Source organism: Anaerococcus faecalis (assembly GCF_013371425.1).
Classification (GTDB): domain Bacteria; phylum Bacillota; class Clostridia; order Tissierellales; family Peptoniphilaceae; genus Anaerococcus; species Anaerococcus porci.
Genome location: NZ_JABVBA010000014.1, coordinates 42,258 through 60,016 on the forward strand (window position 1 = coordinate 42,258; position 17,759 = coordinate 60,016).

Annotated in this window: 14 protein-coding genes and 1 CRISPR repeat array; of the genes, 8 read left to right on the forward strand and 6 right to left on the reverse strand. The window is 29.3% G+C overall.

Annotated elements, in window-relative coordinates:
• Positions 1-45 precede the first annotated feature (45 nt).
• Positions 46-1,266 carry a glycerate kinase type-2 family protein gene (locus tag HV819_RS10640; protein WP_154541530.1) on the forward strand — a complete coding sequence of 407 codons (1,221 nt, stop codon included), beginning with the start codon at positions 46-48 and terminating at the stop codon, positions 1,264-1,266.
• Positions 1,267-1,754: 488 nt separating this feature from the next.
• Here HV819_RS10640 and HV819_RS10645 read toward each other — a convergent pair whose 3' ends face one another.
• From HV819_RS10645 to HV819_RS10670, 6 genes are all read right to left on the reverse strand, one after another.
• Positions 1,755-3,020, reverse strand: a complete 1,266-nt coding sequence (locus tag HV819_RS10645) for an L-cysteine desulfidase family protein (RefSeq protein WP_176270197.1) — start codon at positions 3,018-3,020, stop codon at positions 1,755-1,757.
• Positions 3,020-4,228 (reverse strand): dicarboxylate/amino acid:cation symporter, encoded by a 1,209-nt coding sequence (locus tag HV819_RS10650; protein ID WP_176270198.1) that lies wholly within the window; start codon positions 4,226-4,228, stop codon positions 3,020-3,022. Before HV819_RS10650 ends, HV819_RS10645 begins: the two co-directional genes overlap by 1 nt.
• Positions 4,229-4,947: 719 nt before the next feature.
• Complete coding sequence (locus HV819_RS11665) at positions 4,948-5,235, reverse strand: nucleoside deaminase (protein WP_328700391.1); 288 nt, start codon at positions 5,233-5,235, stop codon at positions 4,948-4,950.
• A 112-nt stretch (positions 5,236-5,347) separates the two neighbouring features.
• Positions 5,348-6,082, reverse strand: a complete 735-nt coding sequence (locus tag HV819_RS10660; protein WP_176270199.1) for a GntR family transcriptional regulator — start codon at positions 6,080-6,082, stop codon at positions 5,348-5,350.
• Complete coding sequence (locus tag HV819_RS10665; protein WP_154541540.1) at positions 6,070-6,249, reverse strand: hypothetical protein; 180 nt, start codon at positions 6,247-6,249, stop codon at positions 6,070-6,072. The genes HV819_RS10660 and HV819_RS10665 overlap by 13 nt, the downstream gene beginning before the upstream one ends.
• 1 nt (position 6,250) lies before the next feature.
• Positions 6,251-7,561, reverse strand: a complete 1,311-nt coding sequence (locus tag HV819_RS10670; RefSeq protein WP_176270200.1) for a cytosine permease — start codon at positions 7,559-7,561, stop codon at positions 6,251-6,253.
• A 206-nt stretch (positions 7,562-7,767) separates the two neighbouring features.
• On the opposite strand from HV819_RS10670, the gene cas3 reads away from it, so the two are divergent.
• The 7 genes from cas3 (at position 7,768) to cas2 (ending at position 15,876) form a co-directional block, all read left to right on the forward strand.
• Positions 7,768-10,314 carry a CRISPR-associated helicase Cas3' gene (gene cas3, locus HV819_RS10675; protein ID WP_176270201.1) on the forward strand — a complete coding sequence of 849 codons (2,547 nt, stop codon included), beginning with the start codon at positions 7,768-7,770 and terminating at the stop codon, positions 10,312-10,314.
• Positions 10,315-10,475: 161 nt separating this feature from the next.
• Positions 10,476-11,192, forward strand: a complete 717-nt coding sequence (cas5c, locus tag HV819_RS10680) for a type I-C CRISPR-associated protein Cas5c (RefSeq protein WP_154541546.1) — start codon at positions 10,476-10,478, stop codon at positions 11,190-11,192.
• A complete protein-coding gene (gene cas8c / locus HV819_RS10685; protein WP_154541548.1) occupies positions 11,189-13,057 on the forward strand; it encodes a type I-C CRISPR-associated protein Cas8c/Csd1 in 1,869 nt (622 codons plus the stop codon). Before cas5c ends, cas8c begins: the two co-directional genes overlap by 4 nt.
• Positions 13,050-13,901, forward strand: a complete 852-nt coding sequence (gene cas7c / locus HV819_RS10690; RefSeq protein ID WP_154541550.1) for a type I-C CRISPR-associated protein Cas7/Csd2 — start codon at positions 13,050-13,052, stop codon at positions 13,899-13,901. The genes cas8c and cas7c overlap by 8 nt, the downstream gene beginning before the upstream one ends.
• Before the next feature lies 1 nt (position 13,902).
• Positions 13,903-14,556, forward strand: a complete 654-nt coding sequence (gene cas4 / locus HV819_RS10695; protein ID WP_154541552.1) for a CRISPR-associated protein Cas4 — start codon at positions 13,903-13,905, stop codon at positions 14,554-14,556.
• Positions 14,553-15,581, forward strand: coding sequence for a type I-C CRISPR-associated endonuclease Cas1c (cas1c, locus tag HV819_RS10700; RefSeq protein ID WP_154541554.1), 1,029 nt, complete (start codon positions 14,553-14,555; stop codon positions 15,579-15,581). The genes cas4 and cas1c overlap by 4 nt, the downstream gene beginning before the upstream one ends.
• Before the next feature lies 1 nt (position 15,582).
• Entirely contained in the window at positions 15,583-15,876 is a 294-nt protein-coding gene (cas2, locus tag HV819_RS10705) for a CRISPR-associated endonuclease Cas2 (RefSeq protein WP_176270202.1), read from the forward strand.
• Positions 15,877-15,998: 122 nt separating this feature from the next.
• A CRISPR array of direct repeats spans positions 15,999-17,310; the repeat unit is 32 nt; unit sequence GTCACTCCCTTCATGGGAGTGTGGATTGAAAT.
• Positions 17,311-17,759 lie beyond the last annotated feature (449 nt).

A 17,759-nucleotide genomic window follows, 5' to 3' on the forward strand; every position in this document is an offset into this window, starting at 1 on the left:
ATATAGATAATAATTATATTCAAACATTGTAAAAAGCGAGGTAAAATGCAAAAATTTATTAATGATATTGTTAATATACCAATACAGGCTTGCTTACCAGATGAATCTGTCAAAAAAGAACTCAAAAATCTACCGCAAAATAAAGGAAAGAAAATCCTTATAGCTATTGGTAAGGCTGCTTTTCAGATGGCAAAGACAGCTCTTGAGTCAGATGTTAAATTTGATGAGGCTCTTGTTATTACTAAGTATGGTTATACGGAGAAAAAGCTTGATAATGCCATATGCTTTGAAGCAGGTCATCCGATTCCAGATGAAAATACTATAAGGGCAAGCGAGTATGCTCTTAATTTAGTGCGTAATTTAAGTGATGATGATTTGGTTTTGATGCTTATTTCAGGAGGAGGGTCATCTCTTTTTGAAATCCCTCTTATAGATTTTGAAGAAATCCAGAAGATAAATAAGGATTTGCTAAAAAAAGGTGCTAATATAGTTGAGATAAATACTATTAGAAAAAGACTTTCTAAACTAAAGGGAGGAAAGTTTGCTAAAGCTTGTTATCCTGCCACGGTTTTTAATATTATTTTAAGTGATGTTATTGGCAACAGAGCTGATATGATTGCTTCAGGGCCTACTTTTGTTGATAAGTCAACATCAAAGCAAGCTCTTGACTTGGTCTCAAAATATAAACTTAAGCTTTCTGACAAAGCTTATGATTTAATGAAGACAGAAACTGTAAAAGATTTGCCAAATGTAATTACTAAAATATCAGGAAGTGTGGATGAACTTTGTTTAAAAGCCAAAAATATTTTAGAATCTTATGGCTACAAAGCAGAAATCCTTACTACAAGTTTAGGATGTGAGGCAAGAGAGGCGGGTTTTTTTATGGCTTCTATTGCAAAAAGTCAAAGCAAGAGATATGACAAAAAAGCTTATATATTTGGTGGAGAGACTGTAGTAAAAATAAAGGGAAAAGGAAAAGGTGGACGCAATCAAGAACTTTCCTTTGCAGCTGCATTAGGTATAGAAAATCTTTCCAATGTTAGGATAATTTCTTATTCATCAGATGGGACAGATGGTCCAACTGATGCGGCAGGTGGATTTGTTGATGGAAATACTATGAAAGAGCTTAAAGATTGTGGAATATCTTTTTATGATACTTTAGAAAACAATGATACCTATCATGCCCTTGATAGGATAAATCATTTAATAAAAACAGGTCCTACTGGGACTAATGTAAATGATATTTCAATTATTATTATAAATTAAAGGAAAGTTTAAGACTATCTCTTAATTTAGAATTAATATATAAACTTTTCTGATAAGCTAACAACTAAAAATATTGAATAAACCATGTTCTTATATCTTACAAGCATGGTTTATTTTTTTATTTTGCGTTGAAATTTTGTGAAATGATGGATTTCTGGTTTTGTATAATAACAAGTTTTACCAGGAATTTGAAAAAAGTGTATTAATTATTTAAAATAACCATGCTAGACTTATGGGTATGTTTTAATAATATTTTATGACTTTAATTAGTCATTTTTATAATATCTCTTCTCTTAATAAAAATCTCATAAATTTTACTAGGGTTTTTAATGAATTTGAAGTTGGTATTCTTAGTCAAAGCTATACTCTTGTGAACCATAATCTTTAAAAAAATTAGATATTTAAATGCTTTTGAAACTAATAATTTAATATATTGATATATTGGATTAAATAAAATAGACTTGTGCTCTTGAACACAAGTCTTATTTTTATTCGAAATCTTTTATGTAGTCTCTATTATCTAACATTTCATTTAGTACAACTTCATCAGTTTTTTTCATTCCATATCTTGCTATATTTGCCACAGTTTCTATAGTTTTATCTAAGGAATCTTTAACTATACCATCTCCTGACTTAAATGACTTATAATGTTTTGCTTGCTCATAAGCAAGGGCAGCATTTCTAAGGCTTGAAGCAATCTTCATTGCACAAGATGATTTGGCTCCATCACAAATTATTCCAGAATTAACAGCAAGGGAATTTATTATAGTATCTTTTATGATTTTTTTATCTTCTCCTTTTATAAAGGCAATGGAAGAAAATACAGCACTTGATGCAGAAACTACTCCACAATAAGCTGATAGCTTTCCTATCTTATCCTTTATATAAAGGGAGATAAGATTTGAAAAGATTAGGGCCCTATAAAGGTCATCTTCCTTATATTTGTAGTCTTTGGCATACAATATCAAAGGAACAGATGTGGTTATGCCTTGGTTTCCACTGCCTGAATTTATAATTACAGGAAGCTCACAACCATTCATTCTTGCATCAGAGCCTGCAGCCGCAAAGGCTACTAGTTTTTCAAAATAAGCCTTGTTATCCATTTCTAAAACTAGTCGTCCTATATTAGATCCCCAATCATTATCGAGACCTTCTTGAGCAATTTTGAGATTGTAGTCTATTTGTTTTTGGAGGATATTCTTGATATCGTTATAATCACAAGTTCTTGCAAAGTTATAAATTTCATTAAAGGAGAAAGAGCAAGAATCCTCGTTATTATCTTTTGATGTCTTATCAAAAATGACCTCTCCATTTTTTTTCATTCTAACAATATTAGTATGACTATCTTCAACGACAACTTTAGAAGAATTATCTTCATTAATTGTAATAATTTCTATATATAAATTAGCCTTACCTTTGGCAAGATTAAGCTCTACACGTCCTTCTTTAATAAAATCATCGCACTCAGATAGCCTAGATTTGTCAATGGTGCTTAAAAGTTCAAGCTTTTTGCTAGAGTCGGCCAAAAGAGCTCCGGCTACTATAGAAATTTCTATGCCTTTTCTACCCAAAGTTCCAGGAACTGTAACAGAATATGCGTTTTTAATCATATTTGAAGAAAGATTGGCAATGATTTTCTCGGGTTTTTTACCCAAAAGTTCACTTGCTTTCGCAGAAGCAAAGGCAATAGCAATTGGTTCAGTACAACCAAATGCAGGAATTAATTCTCTTTTAATTAATTCTTTATAATCCATTATGATAAATCTCCCTTATATGGAGGGTTACCATCTCTTCCTGGAACTTTTTTAAATATTCCAGTAACCATAAGAGCAATAGCACCATCTCCTGTAACGTTACAAGCAGTACCAAAAGAATCTTGAAGGGCAAAGATTGAAAGCATAAGAGCTGTACCTGTTGCATCAAAGCCTAAAACTGAAGTTATAAGACCTAGAGATGCCATAACAGTTCCACCAGGAACCCCTGGAGCTCCAATCGCAAATATTCCTAATAAAAGTATAAATAAAATCATGGATCCAACGTCAGGTAATTTTCCATAAAGGATTTGAGAAACAACCATAACAAAGAATGTTTCAGTTAAAACCGACCCACAAAGATGTGTATTTGAACAAAGAGAAACAACAAAGTCCCTAATTTTTGGATCTAAAGTTTTGGATTTTGCAGAGCACTTTAATGAAACAGAAAGAGTTGCTGCTGATGACATAGTTCCAACTGCTGTAAGATAGGCGGGTGGGTAGTGCTTTATTACCTCCATAGGATTAGTTTTACTTATAGCTCCACCTATTAAGTAAAGAAGCAACAACCATATGTAGTGTCCTAACATAACTATAAGGATAACCTTAAGAAATACAGGAAATTGACTAACTATAACGCCTTCATATGAAAGCTCAGCAAAAGTGGTTGCTATGTAGACTGGTAAGATTTTGATAACAACCTTATTAACTAAGGCCAAAATCATATTATTAAATTCTTTTAATAACTCCTCCCACCTTCCAGATTTAGTCCATATAACAGCAAGACCAATAAGAATTGATGTAACAAGAGCTGTCATAACAGCCATTAGTGGTGGTATGTCAACTTGAAATAAAAGCTCTGGAAGCTTTTTGGCATTGGCTGCATCATTTACAATATTTAAATGAGGAATAATTAAAGTTCCTGCAATATAAGAGAAAAATGATGCTCCAATTGAAGATATGTAACAGATAATAAGAGTTATACTCAAGACCTTTCCTGCATTTTCGTTCAAAGAAACAATAGCGGGAGTAATAAAACCTAGGATAATTAAAGGAACTATGTAATTTATAAGGTTAGATAACACATACTTAATAGTAGAAATAACCTCCATAATAGGCTCATTTACAAAGTTTCCTATAAGAACACCTATAGCAATAGCAATGATTAACTTAACAAGCAAGTTATCAAGAATACCTTTTCCTTTTGTCATAAAAACCTCCGTAAAAATAATTAATCCTAGAAAACTAGGATAAGACGCACTCCGATATATAGAAAGTGCATTATAATCTAATTTTACAAAATCAAAATAATAAAGTCAATTATATGTAATATTTACCATAATATACTAAGTTTTTATAATAATTAGGAGAAAAAAGTATTAATTTTATAGTATTGATTAATAAATTAATATATATTTAAATTAGTAGCAAAATATTAAAGTCAAGTCCATAATATTGTGCTAGTAATTTTTACACAATATTATGGACTTGACTAATAAATTGTTTCAATAAGTAAAAAATATATACATCTTTATTTAAATTACCTTTTTTGAGAGTTATATATTTATTAAATGAATTAAAGAAAATTTTATATAGTCTCCATATATTCAATAAAAAAGGGATTGTTGCAAAATGAATTAATCTTTTCATAATCATCACAAGCTCCTCCACGACAATTGACTTTCATGAGTTGGAAGGTTATTCTCAAATTTTTTATGAGTAACTTGTAATGATTCAACGTTATAAATTCATAATTTTACAACATTCCTTTTGACTTTATTTATTCCAATAATCTTTGTGAAGCTTAAAAAATTCTTCTTCAAGTTCTAGGAATGGTCCTAGAGTTTTGAATTCTTTTTGTCTACTAGCGATTACAACTCTACTAGGTAGATTTAAAGTAGGATTTCTTATATCGTTACCTGTATATTTTTTAAGTTCTGATTCTCTGGCTATATATATGCCTACCTAGATTGCCCCAATACATAGCTCCTGTGCACATGGCACAAGAATCTGCACAATTATATAGGGTAAATTCTTTCATTTCTTCTTTAGAATAAATTTGTGAAGCTTTTCTCATAAGGAGAGCTTCAGCGTGGGCAGTGCAGTCACCATTTTGACTAACTTCTTCATTACCTTGTTCCATAAGTATGTTTCCATCCTTATCTGCAAGTAGACATCCAAAAGGGTGGTTTCCCTTTTCTTTAGACTCTTTACAAATTTCAAGAACTCTATATAATAATTTAACTTAAAAATCTTTTAGATCTGATAATTTATAATATTCTTTTTGCTCATATATAAGTTTAAATTCTTTTTTCATAATAACCCTTTATTTACCTATATCTAATAGTTGATATTGGTATGTAGTCTGTATCTACATATTCCATAGTATATAATACAGCTTTACCCTTATCATCGTATTCAAAACCTCTTAACAAAATACATTTATTAGGTAGAAATTTGTCATCTATATCTAAGACTTTTTTAATATCTTCTGGTTCTACAGCATGAAACTCTATACTATCACTTGAAATTCTTATATTATACTTTTCTTTGTAAAAATTAAAAAGAGAGTCATTATAGGATTTAATATATTCTAAATCATTTTTGAAATAAATAGGTAAAAAATCTAAGCATATTACAGCTATTTTATTGTCAGCATAAAAAGCTCTAGCACTAATGATTAGCTTTCCATTTTTTCCAAAAATATCATTTTTTATCCAATCTGGAGTATCAATTATCTTTGTTTTTATTGATGTAATTTTTTGTTTATATCCTAAATCTTCAATAATATCACCATAAGTTTTCATTCTGAATAAATCTATTTTCATATTTTTATAATTTGGACTTACAAAGGTTCCCTTTCCTTGAATTCGATTAATTTTACCTTCTCTTTCTAAATCAGAAAGAGCACTTCTCAAAGTAACCCTACTTATGCCAAACTTATTAGCCATATCTTTTTCAGAAGGAAGCTTGTTTTGTTTTCTGCTAATTAGATTTTCAATCTCATCTAGTATATATTTTCTTGCCTTATTCCTTAAATTATCTTCGGTATTTATGGTTGCCATTTAGAAAAACCTATAACTGATAGAACTATACTTATACATAATAAAATAGTTCCAAAATTCATTCCAAATTTAGTTGAAGACAAACAACACATAAAAGAGCCTATTCCCATAATTATTATGCCTATTATAGAAATAATCCTATATTTTTTAATAATCTTGTCATTCATTTTATGCTCCTTTTTTTGTGAATTTAGCAATTAAGGTATAGATTATAAATCCTGCTATTATACCATTTAAGGCAGGAAGTCCGAATATACCATTAATTGCACTACCACCTTCAGCAACGTTGCTTAAAAGTTTAACTATGACTAAAGAAGCCACCCAACTAATCCATGGTGTAATAGCCCAATCTTTTATTGAATTAGAGTTTAAATCAGGATAATTTCTTTCGTTTACAATATAGTAATTAGATAAGATAATTCCAGCAAGAGGGGGAACTATAACACCCAACAAATTTAAAAAGGTAAACAATATAGCAATATCATAAGGCTTTGTAAGACATAGTAAACCAGAAGCCAATAATACTATTGCTATTATTTTTTTTCTATCTGTACTGAAACTGTTAGCTAAGTTTAGTGAAGAAGAATATAAATTTGCTGCATTTGTGGTGAATATATTTGTAGTCATTAAAATTAATGATGGAATTACAAGGCCCAATTTTAGTAGCACTGCTGTTAAGTCGCTATCATTCATTCCGATTCCAGCGATAGAACCACATAAGATAAGCAAACTATTACCACCTAAAAGGCCTACACATGCACTAAGCATAGCTTCTTTAGGGTTTTTAGCAAAACGCATAGTATCAGCTATACAAGTAGCAGTAGATAATATCCAAGTTCCTATAACTATAGTTACACCATTTACCATAGACATTTCTTTAGCAGGTATCCAATTAAATATGGTATCCCAACCTGCTAAATTTCCTGATTTTAAAGCAGTACCCATTGATAAAAATATGATAGCTGGTATAGCTATATACCCAAGAATAGTTATAGCTTTGATACCGGCGAAAGAAAATATTCCCATAACTATAGCACTTAAGAAAAGAATAGCTAATTCTCCATAGCCTTCAATACCTAAAACGCTAGATATAAATTTACCATATGTGGCAGCTTGGATAGTGTACCAACCTATATTAACTATTGGAACAAATAGAGTTGCTATCTTTGAACCTTTGTTTCCAAATGTATGTCTTGTTATAAGAGCAAAACTAAGGCCGGTTTTACTTGCCATGTTAGCGATAGCAATTGCAATAAGACAAAGAAAAACGTTTCCGATAGTGGTAGCGAATATTATTTGTTTGAAACTTAAACCGCTAGCAAGGCCGCCACCTGTCATCATACTAGTAATTACAAAAACAAAGCCAAGCCATACTATAGTGATAGACCAAAAGCTCTTTCTTGCATTCTTAGGAACAGCTGTCTTTTCAAAATCCATATCGATATTTTCTGTATTTTGAATGTTTATTTTCTTTTCCATAAGACCTCCTTAAAGAATAATTTTAAAAGGTAATACCTATTTTGACATTATTATATCACACGTTATATTTTATGCGAATGTTTTTATTATTATATTTGAAATATAAATAAATTAAGAATGTAAAATATTTGTATTGGGTATAAACATAATAATATTAGATAATTTTATAAAATAATTATAAAAAACATTTAGAAATGGATGGTTTTATGTTTGAAAATTTATATGCTCATATTGATCAAAAAAATATAGAAAGAAAACAAAGCTTATTTGATCATTTAATTAATACGGCCAATGAATCAAGAAAATTAGCTCAAGATTTAAATCTTGAGAATTCAGCTTATATAATTGGATTTCTTCATGATATAGGAAAAGCTAGAGATGAATTTCAAGAAAAAATCACAAAAAACTCTAAAAAAAGTGTAGATCATTCTACTTTAGGCGGTATTCTAATAAAATATTTAGTTAAAGATATACAGAATAATAACAACTGCTTAAAATTTTCTTCTTATATAAATGAAGAAGAAAATTTAAATATATTTTTAGATTTTTGTAATGTTTTGATTTATTCGATTTTATCTCATCATGGTCAATATAATATGATAAGAAAAAATAAAGATAAAATATATGTTTTTACATCTTTAGATAGGATTACTAATATAGAAAAAGAATTATCTTTTGATATAAGAGAGTTTTATGTAGAATTAAAAAAATTTCTATTGGATAAGAATATAGATATTATCAAAATATTTATTAACTCCTTTAAAGAGTATGAAAATATAATAAGTAGGCTTGATATATCATCTCAGAATGAGGCTGATGAAAACTATGAGTTTAAAGAAAAACAATTTTATAATTCTATGCTTATTAGATTACTTGTATCAATATTAAAATCTGCAGATGTTAAAGATACTATAAATTCATACGAAACAGTTATTGAAGATAAAGATTATAAATTGATAGAAAATGTAAAAGATGAATTTGTAAATAAAATTAATCTAAAATACGAGGAGTTTGGAAATCTAAAATCAAAAATAAATAAGGTGAGATATGATATATCAACTCAAGTTTTCGAAAATTCCAAAAAATTTGGAAGTGGAATCTATAGACTTGATTTACCGACTGGTGCAGGAAAAACATTACTTTCCTTAGCTTATGGAGTAAACCAGCTTAAGTATAAAGGTAAAGATAGATTTTTCTATATAACTTCATATTTATCTGTACTAGAACAAAACGCTAAAGTTATTAAAGATGTTTTAAAAAATGAGGAATACATACTAGAGCATCATTCGAATGTAGTAGAGGAAAAAGAAGAGAGTAACTCTTTTAATGATGACTTTGGTGACAGTCTTGAAAAAATCAAACATGATTATATTCTTGATGATTGGACTAATCTTATTGTATTAACAACAATGGTTCAATTTTTTAATACATTATTTAAAGGCTCTTCATCAAATATAAGAAGATTTAAATCATTAGCTAATTCAACTATTATTTTAGATGAGCTGCAATCTTTGCCTGTAGATGTTTTGTATCCTACAAATCTTGCTCTTAACTTTTTAAAAGAAGTAATGAAGGCTAATATAGTTTTATCTACAGCTACACAACCTACTTATGATTACGAAAATTTAGTTTATAGGCTAAACTATGGTGATGATAATTTAGAAAATAAAGATGTTTTAAATCTTAGTAAAGAACAAAAAGTTGTCTTTAAAAGAACAAAAGTTGAAATATATAAAAATGGAGAAGAAACTTCTATAGATGACTTGAGAAATCTCATTCTAGATAATAAAGATAAGTCAAATCTTATTATATTAAATACAAAAAAAGCTGTCAAAAACACATATGAGCTTTTGAAAAATGATATAGAAAGTGAAAATCTATATTATTTAACAACTAATCTACACTCTGTAGATAGATTAAGGATAATAAAAGAAATTAAAGATAGGTTAGAAAATAATGAAAAGATTGTTGTTATAAGCACTCAGCTTATAGAAGCTGGAGTAGATGTTGATTTTGAAGTTGTCATAAGATCTTATACAGGAATAGACTCTATAATTCAATCAATGGGAAGGTGTAATAGAGAAGCTAAACTTGAGTATGGAATAGTATATTTAATTAACCTATCAAGAGAGGCTGAAAACTTGGACTATATAAAATCTCTTAAAGAAAGAAAAGAGGCTGGACGATATGCCTTAAGTAAATTAGGTAATAATCAAGACATAGAAGAAATAATACCTATTTATTTTAAGAAACTTTATACAAATTTAGATTATAATCGACTATCTTATAAGATAAAAGAAAGTAATTTTGTAGATTTATTATCATTTCTTGATAACTCTTTAATTAATATAGAAAGTTCTATCGAAAAAATAAGCACAAGTAATGAGAGTTACTTGAATAATTTTGAAATATTAGCAACAGTAATGACTCAAAGCTTTAAAAGCGCATATAATAACTTCAATTTGATTGAAAATAAGATGGACACAGCCATAGTGGAGTGTGAAGATACCAAAGATTATATAAATGATATTAGAGACTTAGAGATAAGCTTTAGAGAAAGTTATGATTTTTCCTTACTTAAGAAAATGAAAAATATAGTAAGGAAATTAAATCCATATAGTGTTAGTATTGGAAAAAACAATTTGGAATCTTGTGAAGAGATTTTAGATGGAAAAATTTATATACTAAATAATGAGTTTTATGACGATAAAATAGGAGTTAATTTTGAAAGTAATGATTTGTTTATAATTTAAAAGGAGCTACAGCTCCTTACACAAATAAAAACATATTTCAATCCACAGAGTTTACTCTGATATATAAATTATACCCAAAATTATTATTAATAAAAAATAAGTTGACAAATAATGAATCATATATTACACTAATAATAACATGAAAATAGAAAGGAGGAAAAATGGAAAAATCACAATATTTTTACGCGAAAGTTTATGGGGATAGGGCCTTGTGGACTACTCCAGAATCTAAGAGCGGGGGAGAAAAGCTTACTTATCAAATCCCAACAAGAGAATCTTTAAGAGGGATTATAGATTCAAACTATTTTAAACCCACAATCAGAAATGAAATAGATGAAGTTAGGGTAATAAAAAAAATTGAAACTTATACTGTAGGTACAAGGTTGTTGTTAAATAGCTATAAGTCAGATTTAAGTGCATATACCTATTTGACTGATGTTTGCTACTATGTTAAGTTTCATTTCGAATGGAATGAGAATAGGCCTGACCTTAAAAATGATAGGAATATGAGAAAACATGAAGAAATAACAAAAAGATCTTTAAAAAGAGGTGGAAGAAGGCCGATATTTTTAGGAGTTAGCGAATGCCTTGGATATATTGAAATCCTAGATAAAAACCAATATGAAAAAGATATAGGATATTATGATAATAAGAGTTTATCGTTTGGAATAATGTTTAATGGTTTTATATATCCTAAAGAATCTGGAGATAAATTAAAATCAACCTTTACAAATATAGATATGAGAAATGGAAGAATTAAATTTATCCGTCCAGAGGAATGTGAAATTGTAAATGAATTAGACGATTATAGTTTTAAAGTAGCTGACTTAACTAAGAGTGTCGACGAGGAATTAAAAGATTATGGAGATAGCCTATGAGTTTACTTCAAGTACTTTATAATTCATATGAATATGCTGAAAAAAATAAGATGGTAGATAAGCTTGATGGAAGTGATGTTATTCTACCTATGTATCATGAAAAGAAGAAGTCTGATGGAAAAAATATAATAAGTGTAAAAATAGATAAAAAATCTAATATAATAGATGCGAATTTCCTTGAAAAAAATGAAATTATAGTTTTTCCTATAACGGAGGATTCTGTAGCAAGATCAAGTGGGGTAGCACCACATCCTCTAGTAGATAATGGTGCATATTTGTTTGATAAGGATTCAAAAAAAGAAGAAGCATATAAAAAACAATTAGAGGAATGGATAGACTACTCAGAAGATGACTTCTTAAAAATTATATATAATTTTATATCAAAAGATGATTCCTTTAAATTAATTGTAGATAAATTTTATAACCATTATGTTATAGGAAAAGGGGTGAAAATAGAATACAAGAAAGAAGGGGAAAAGAAAGCTAAAACTTTTGATTTTTCTAAAGTGTTTTTTACATTCGTTATTGAAGACTATGATGGAATAAAAGACATATCAGTTAGTGAAAATAAAAAGTTACATGAAGCATATATTAAATATGTAAAATACTCAAATGAAAATGATGAAGAAAAAGAGAAAATCATTTGTAATATAAGTGGGAAAGAGGATTATCTATGTACAAAGCATAGACCTTTAATGGGAACAGCTAGGTTGATTTCTCAAATAACAGCAAGTGATGAAAATTATTTAGGAAGATTTTCTAATCCAGATCAAACTATAGAGATAGGTACTGACTCAAGCCAGAAAATTCATTTGATGGCAAAATATTTATTATCATCTAAGAAAACCTCGGTGTGGTTGGGTTCAAACTCATATTTAGTTAATTGGTTTTCAGATGATATTAAAAATGATTCTAAGTTAAATCTAAATTCTAGTGTATTTAAAATTATAAAAACTATTACTCCGATAGGAACTGATACAAGTAAAGATATAGGAGAATCATTTTTAAAAGGAAAAATATTATTTTCTGATTCATCTAAATACTATGTGGCAATATTTGACAAGGTAAGTAATGGAAGGTCGGCAGCCAAATATTTCAAAGAAATGGATACATCCATATTAAAAGAAAATTTAGGAAAATGGCAAAATAAATATTATTGGTTTAGCTACAATAAAGAATTAGATGAAGAGGTGGTATTTACACCAAGTCCTTACAATATATTAGTTTCAGCCTATGGAATAGAAAGAGATAGTACTTTAAAAATAGCAAGCGATAAATTCTTGCAAAGTCAATTACAAATAATAATCTCTTCTATTGTTGAAGGTAAAGATATAAGCGATAATATTGAAAAAGCATTAGAGAATAACCTAAAACAAAGGCAAAGATATGATAAAACATGGAATAGAATGAAAAATTGTGCTATGGCAATTTTAAGATATAAGGAGGACATAGATACAAATATGCTAGATAGAGAAAATAAAGATAGGTCATACTTATATGGAAGACTACTTGCCATATATGAAAGAATAGAAAAATCTTGTTTTGATAAAGATGATGACATAAGAGTTTCAAATGCAGAAAAACTATGGACATCATATATTAATAACCCTGTATTAATTAGTACAAGATTAAGAAACATGATTATGCCATACCATAATAAACTAATGATAAATGAGAATAAAAGAGGAATTTACTTTAAACTTAAAAATGAAATGAGAGAGGTTATTAACTTAATAGATGAAAATTATAATTATAAAAAACAATCTAGTAATATTCCTTTAGGTCCAGGATTTATGTTTGGATATGAAGCACAAATGAAAGATATATTTACTAAAAAATCAAATAGGGAGGGAAACGATGATTAATAACAAAGTAGATTTTATTTTTACAATTAAAGTAGAGGGAGCAAATCCAAATGGAGATCCATTAGCAGGTAATATGCCTAGAATAGATTCTAGAGGATATGGAGAAATAAGTGATGTATGTTTAAAAAGAAAAATAAGAAATAGAATGCAAGATATGGGGCACGAAATATTTGTAAAATCTGAAAACAGGAGCGATGATGGATTTAATTCTCTAGAAGCAAGATTTTCTTCTAAATTTGATAATAAGAGTACAAATCAAGAAATTGAAGAGAAATCATGTGAATATTGGTTAGACGTAAGGTCTTTTGGGCAAGTTGTTACTTATTTAAAAAAATCAGTTGGGATAAGAGGCCCAGTTTCTATATCAATAGCTAAGTCAGTAGAACCAGCTATAATAACAACTATGCAAATAACAAAAAGTGTAAATGGGCAAGAAATGAAAGACGGAAAAAAATCTTCTGATACTATTGGATCAAAACACTATATAGACTATGCTGTTTATGTAGTAAATGGTAGCGTAAATGCGTATTTTGCAGAAAAAACTGGTTTTGATGAAAAAGACTTAGAAGTGCTAAAAGAAGCAATTAGGACATTATTTATAAATGATGTATCGTCTGCAAGACCTGATGGCTCCATGGAAGTAAAAGATATATATTGGATAAATCATTCTTCAAAAATAGGCGATGTATCTAGTGGAAAGTTAAAGGATATGCTTATCTATGACCTAGATCAAGAAGAAAATAAAGACAAAAAATATGAAGATTATAACTTTAGATTAGATGAAGAGAAATTAAAGGAATATGAAGATTTAGGCATAAGTGTAGAACATTTTGTAGGTTTATAAGATGTATAATCCTGATGACTATTTGCTCTTGAGTGGAATACAACATTTTCTATTTTGTAAAAGACAATGGGCTTTAATCCATATTGAAAATGTGTGGAAAGAAAATACTTACACTATAGAAGGACAAATACTTCACGAAAAAGCAGATAAGCCATTTTTAAAGGAAAAGAGAAAGAATAAAATCATTTCTAGAGCTATGCCTATTAGTTCAAAAACATTGGGATTAAGCGGTATTCTTGATGTAATAGAATTTAATAAATCAGATGATGGAATAAAATTAAAAGGTAGAGATGGCTTACGGAAGCCAACAATTATTGAGTACAAAAGAGGAAAGAAGAAAAAATATTCTTACGATGAATGTCAACTAATGGCAGAAGCTATATGTATAGAGGAGATTTTTAAAACGAAACTAGACTACTCATATATCTATTATGGAGAAACTGACAATAGAATAAAAGTTGAATTTGATAAAGATTTGAGATCTCTTACTATTGATACAGCAGAAAAAATGCACCAATACTATGAAAATAAAATTGTGCCAAAAGCTGAATTATATAGGAAGTGTAGACTATGTTCATTAAATGAAGAATGCAATCCAAGACTCACAAAAAAGCCTAAAAATGTAAAAAATTACTTATATGGTGAACTACTATGAAAAAATTACTAAACACCTTATACGTAACAAATTCAGATGCTTACTTAAAAAGAGAGGGGTTAAACATAGTAATATCTGTAGATAATAAACGTATTGGAAGATATCCTATCCATATATTAAGACAGATAATCTGCTTTAATTATATGGGAATAAGCCCGGCTTTGATGAAACTTTGTATGGAGAACAATGTAAGTGTGACATTCTATGACCCATTTGGTAGATTTTGTGGAAGAGTCGTAGGAAAATCATACGGTAATATCTATACACGTAAAAAACAATATAAACTTAGTGAGAGTATAGACTCAATAGACTTTGTAAAAAATATTATTTATGCTAAAGCCTATAATTGTAGAAAGCTACTAATAAGAGGGAAACTGGACCATAAAGATAAAATAGATTTGCCTAGAGTAGAGAAAGTAATAAATAGAATTAAAGAATTAATGTTACAAATACCTTTGGCAAAAACTAAAGATGAAATAAGAGGTATAGAAGGAAAAATAGCTTCGGAATATTTTTCAGTATTTGATGAGTTGATAATAAAAAACAGAGAGGAATTTTATTTCAATGGAAGGAACAAAAGACCTCCTTTGGATATGGTGAATGCTATGCTGTCATTTCTATATAGCATATTAACAAATGAAATAGCATCTGCACTGGAAGGTGTTGGGATAGACTCTTATGCAGGGTTTTTTCATACGGATAGACCAGGTAGAGTGAGTATGGCTTTAGATATAATTGAAGAAATGAGAGCTTTTATGGTGGACAAATTTGTTTTATCTCTAATAAACTTAAATAGAATTGATGAAACAAAATTTGAAATCAAAGAAAATGGAGCAACTTTATTAAATGAAAAGGGAAGAAACCTAATATTATCTTATTGGAACGAGAGAAGTCATGAAGAAATATATCATCCTTTCTTAGAAGAAAAAGTTCAAATAGGTTTACTAGCACATGTTCAAGCTCAATTATTAAATAGCTACATTAGAGGAGATATAGAATCCTACCCTCCTTATATGAGGAAATGAAATGCAAATATTAATAACATATGACGTAAAAACATCAAGTAAGGGTGGAAGCAGAAGATTAAGACAAGTTGCAAAAATCTGTACAAACTATGGACAAAGAGTTCAAAATTCAGTATTTGAACTTAATATATATCCTGCAGACTTGGTGAAGATAAAAAACAAACTAGAAAAAGTGATAGATCTAGAAGAAGATAGTATAAGAATATATAATTTGGGGAAAAATTGGGAAAGAAGAGTAGAATCTATAGGAAAAGATGAAGCCTATAATCCTGAGAAGGATTTATTAATAATGTGAGAAGTTTGGCTTAACATAAAAATATTAAACATATCTCATAAAAAACTTTATATATATTATAATTTTAAGATTATAATGTATTCTTGCAGATAAGAAGGCTCGAAGAATGCCTGAAATCTGCAGTCACTCCCTTCATGGGAGTGTGGATTGAAATTATATTATATACACTATTTGTGAATATGTAAATAGTCACTCCCTTCATGGGAGTGTGGATTGAAATGTTAATGAAGTTTGCTTTTTGTGTTCTTCCCAAGCTGGTCACTCCCTTCATGGGAGTGTGGATTGAAATTATAAAGGAGTTCTTTACAGGATAAACCCTATTTGTCACTCCCTTCATGGGAGTGTGGATTGAAATTGGTAAGGATAAGGAAGGCTGGAGTTTTGGAGAAGTCACTCCCTTCATGGGAGTGTGGATTGAAATTCAGCAAGCTTATTCCAAACAACAATACGTGGAAAGTCACTCCCTTCATGGGAGTGTGGATTGAAATTATTTGGTTTACTTCTATTTGGTTTATTTCATATGTGTCACTCCCTTCATGGGAGTGTGGATTGAAATCATTGGAATAGCAATATAATAGCCTTGTTTACCCTCGTCACTCCCTTCATGGGAGTGTGGATTGAAATTTTCTATATAGATATTATACAATATTTTATTGATAAGTCACTCCCTTCATGGGAGTGTGGATTGAAATAATGAACACGCAAAAAGACGAGAGGCACTAACTCCGTCACTCCCTTCATGGGAGTGTGGATTGAAATAACCCACAGAGCCTTGCACTCTGCCGCCTAAATTGGTCACTCCCTTCATGGGAGTGTGGATTGAAATCATTTGGTCAACAACATCTTGCAAGTCTGTATATACTGTCACTCCCTTCATGGGAGTGTGGATTGAAATTCTTAACTTTTTAAGTCGTGTGCCTACCGTCATATTGTCACTCCCTTCATGGGAGTGTGGATTGAAATAGAGAAAAAATTGTTATAAAAATATAAAACAATTAGGTCACTCCCTTCATGGGAGTGTGGATTGAAATATATGATGATTTGTATGATTTTATAGATGACAGACAGTCACTCCCTTCATGGGAGTGTGGATTGAAATATCATGATACTAATAATATTGCTTATTATAATAAGTCACTCCCTTCATGGGAGTGTGGATTGAAATGAAAAATTTGGAGGATGATATGGATTTTTTAATAAAGGTCACTCCCTTCATGGGAGTGTGGATTGAAATGATATTAATGATTATGCTGAAGATTTTAAACTTGTGTCACTCCCTTCATGGGAGTGTGGATTGAAATTTTTCTTGATACTATACCTAACATTTAGATTTTGGGTCACTCCCTTCATGGGAGTGTGGATTGAAATCATTAAGATAAGCCTTTTGTGTAGCCATCTCAAGGTCACTCTCTTCATGGGAGTGTGGATTGAAATTTTTTGTTTGTTGTATGATATTTTTTAAAAAATTATCTATATTTAATAAGAAACATATGATATATAAGAAAAGTATTATACTATATAGTGAAAGATAAAATATTTAGTCTTAGCTTTAAACTGTAAAGAATAGTATTAGGTAATTAGTAAGCTAATTTTATATAAAAATAATTTTAATCATCAAATTAAAGGCAAATGAAAAGATATTTAAATGACTTATTCCTCCTTATATAATATAATTAGGTTGTTAAAGGTAACCTATAACCCTTTAATTACTTAATATTATTCAGTTTAGCTGTATAATATTTGTATTAGATAGAGGCACTCGTTTTATCCTTGAGATTTTATCTCGTAAAAAAGAGTGAGTCCTCTTATCTTTTAACTGTTTACGAATAAGTTAGATGTTGACTGGTTTCCAGTAATTCGTATCTCCCATAAGGCAGTAACGT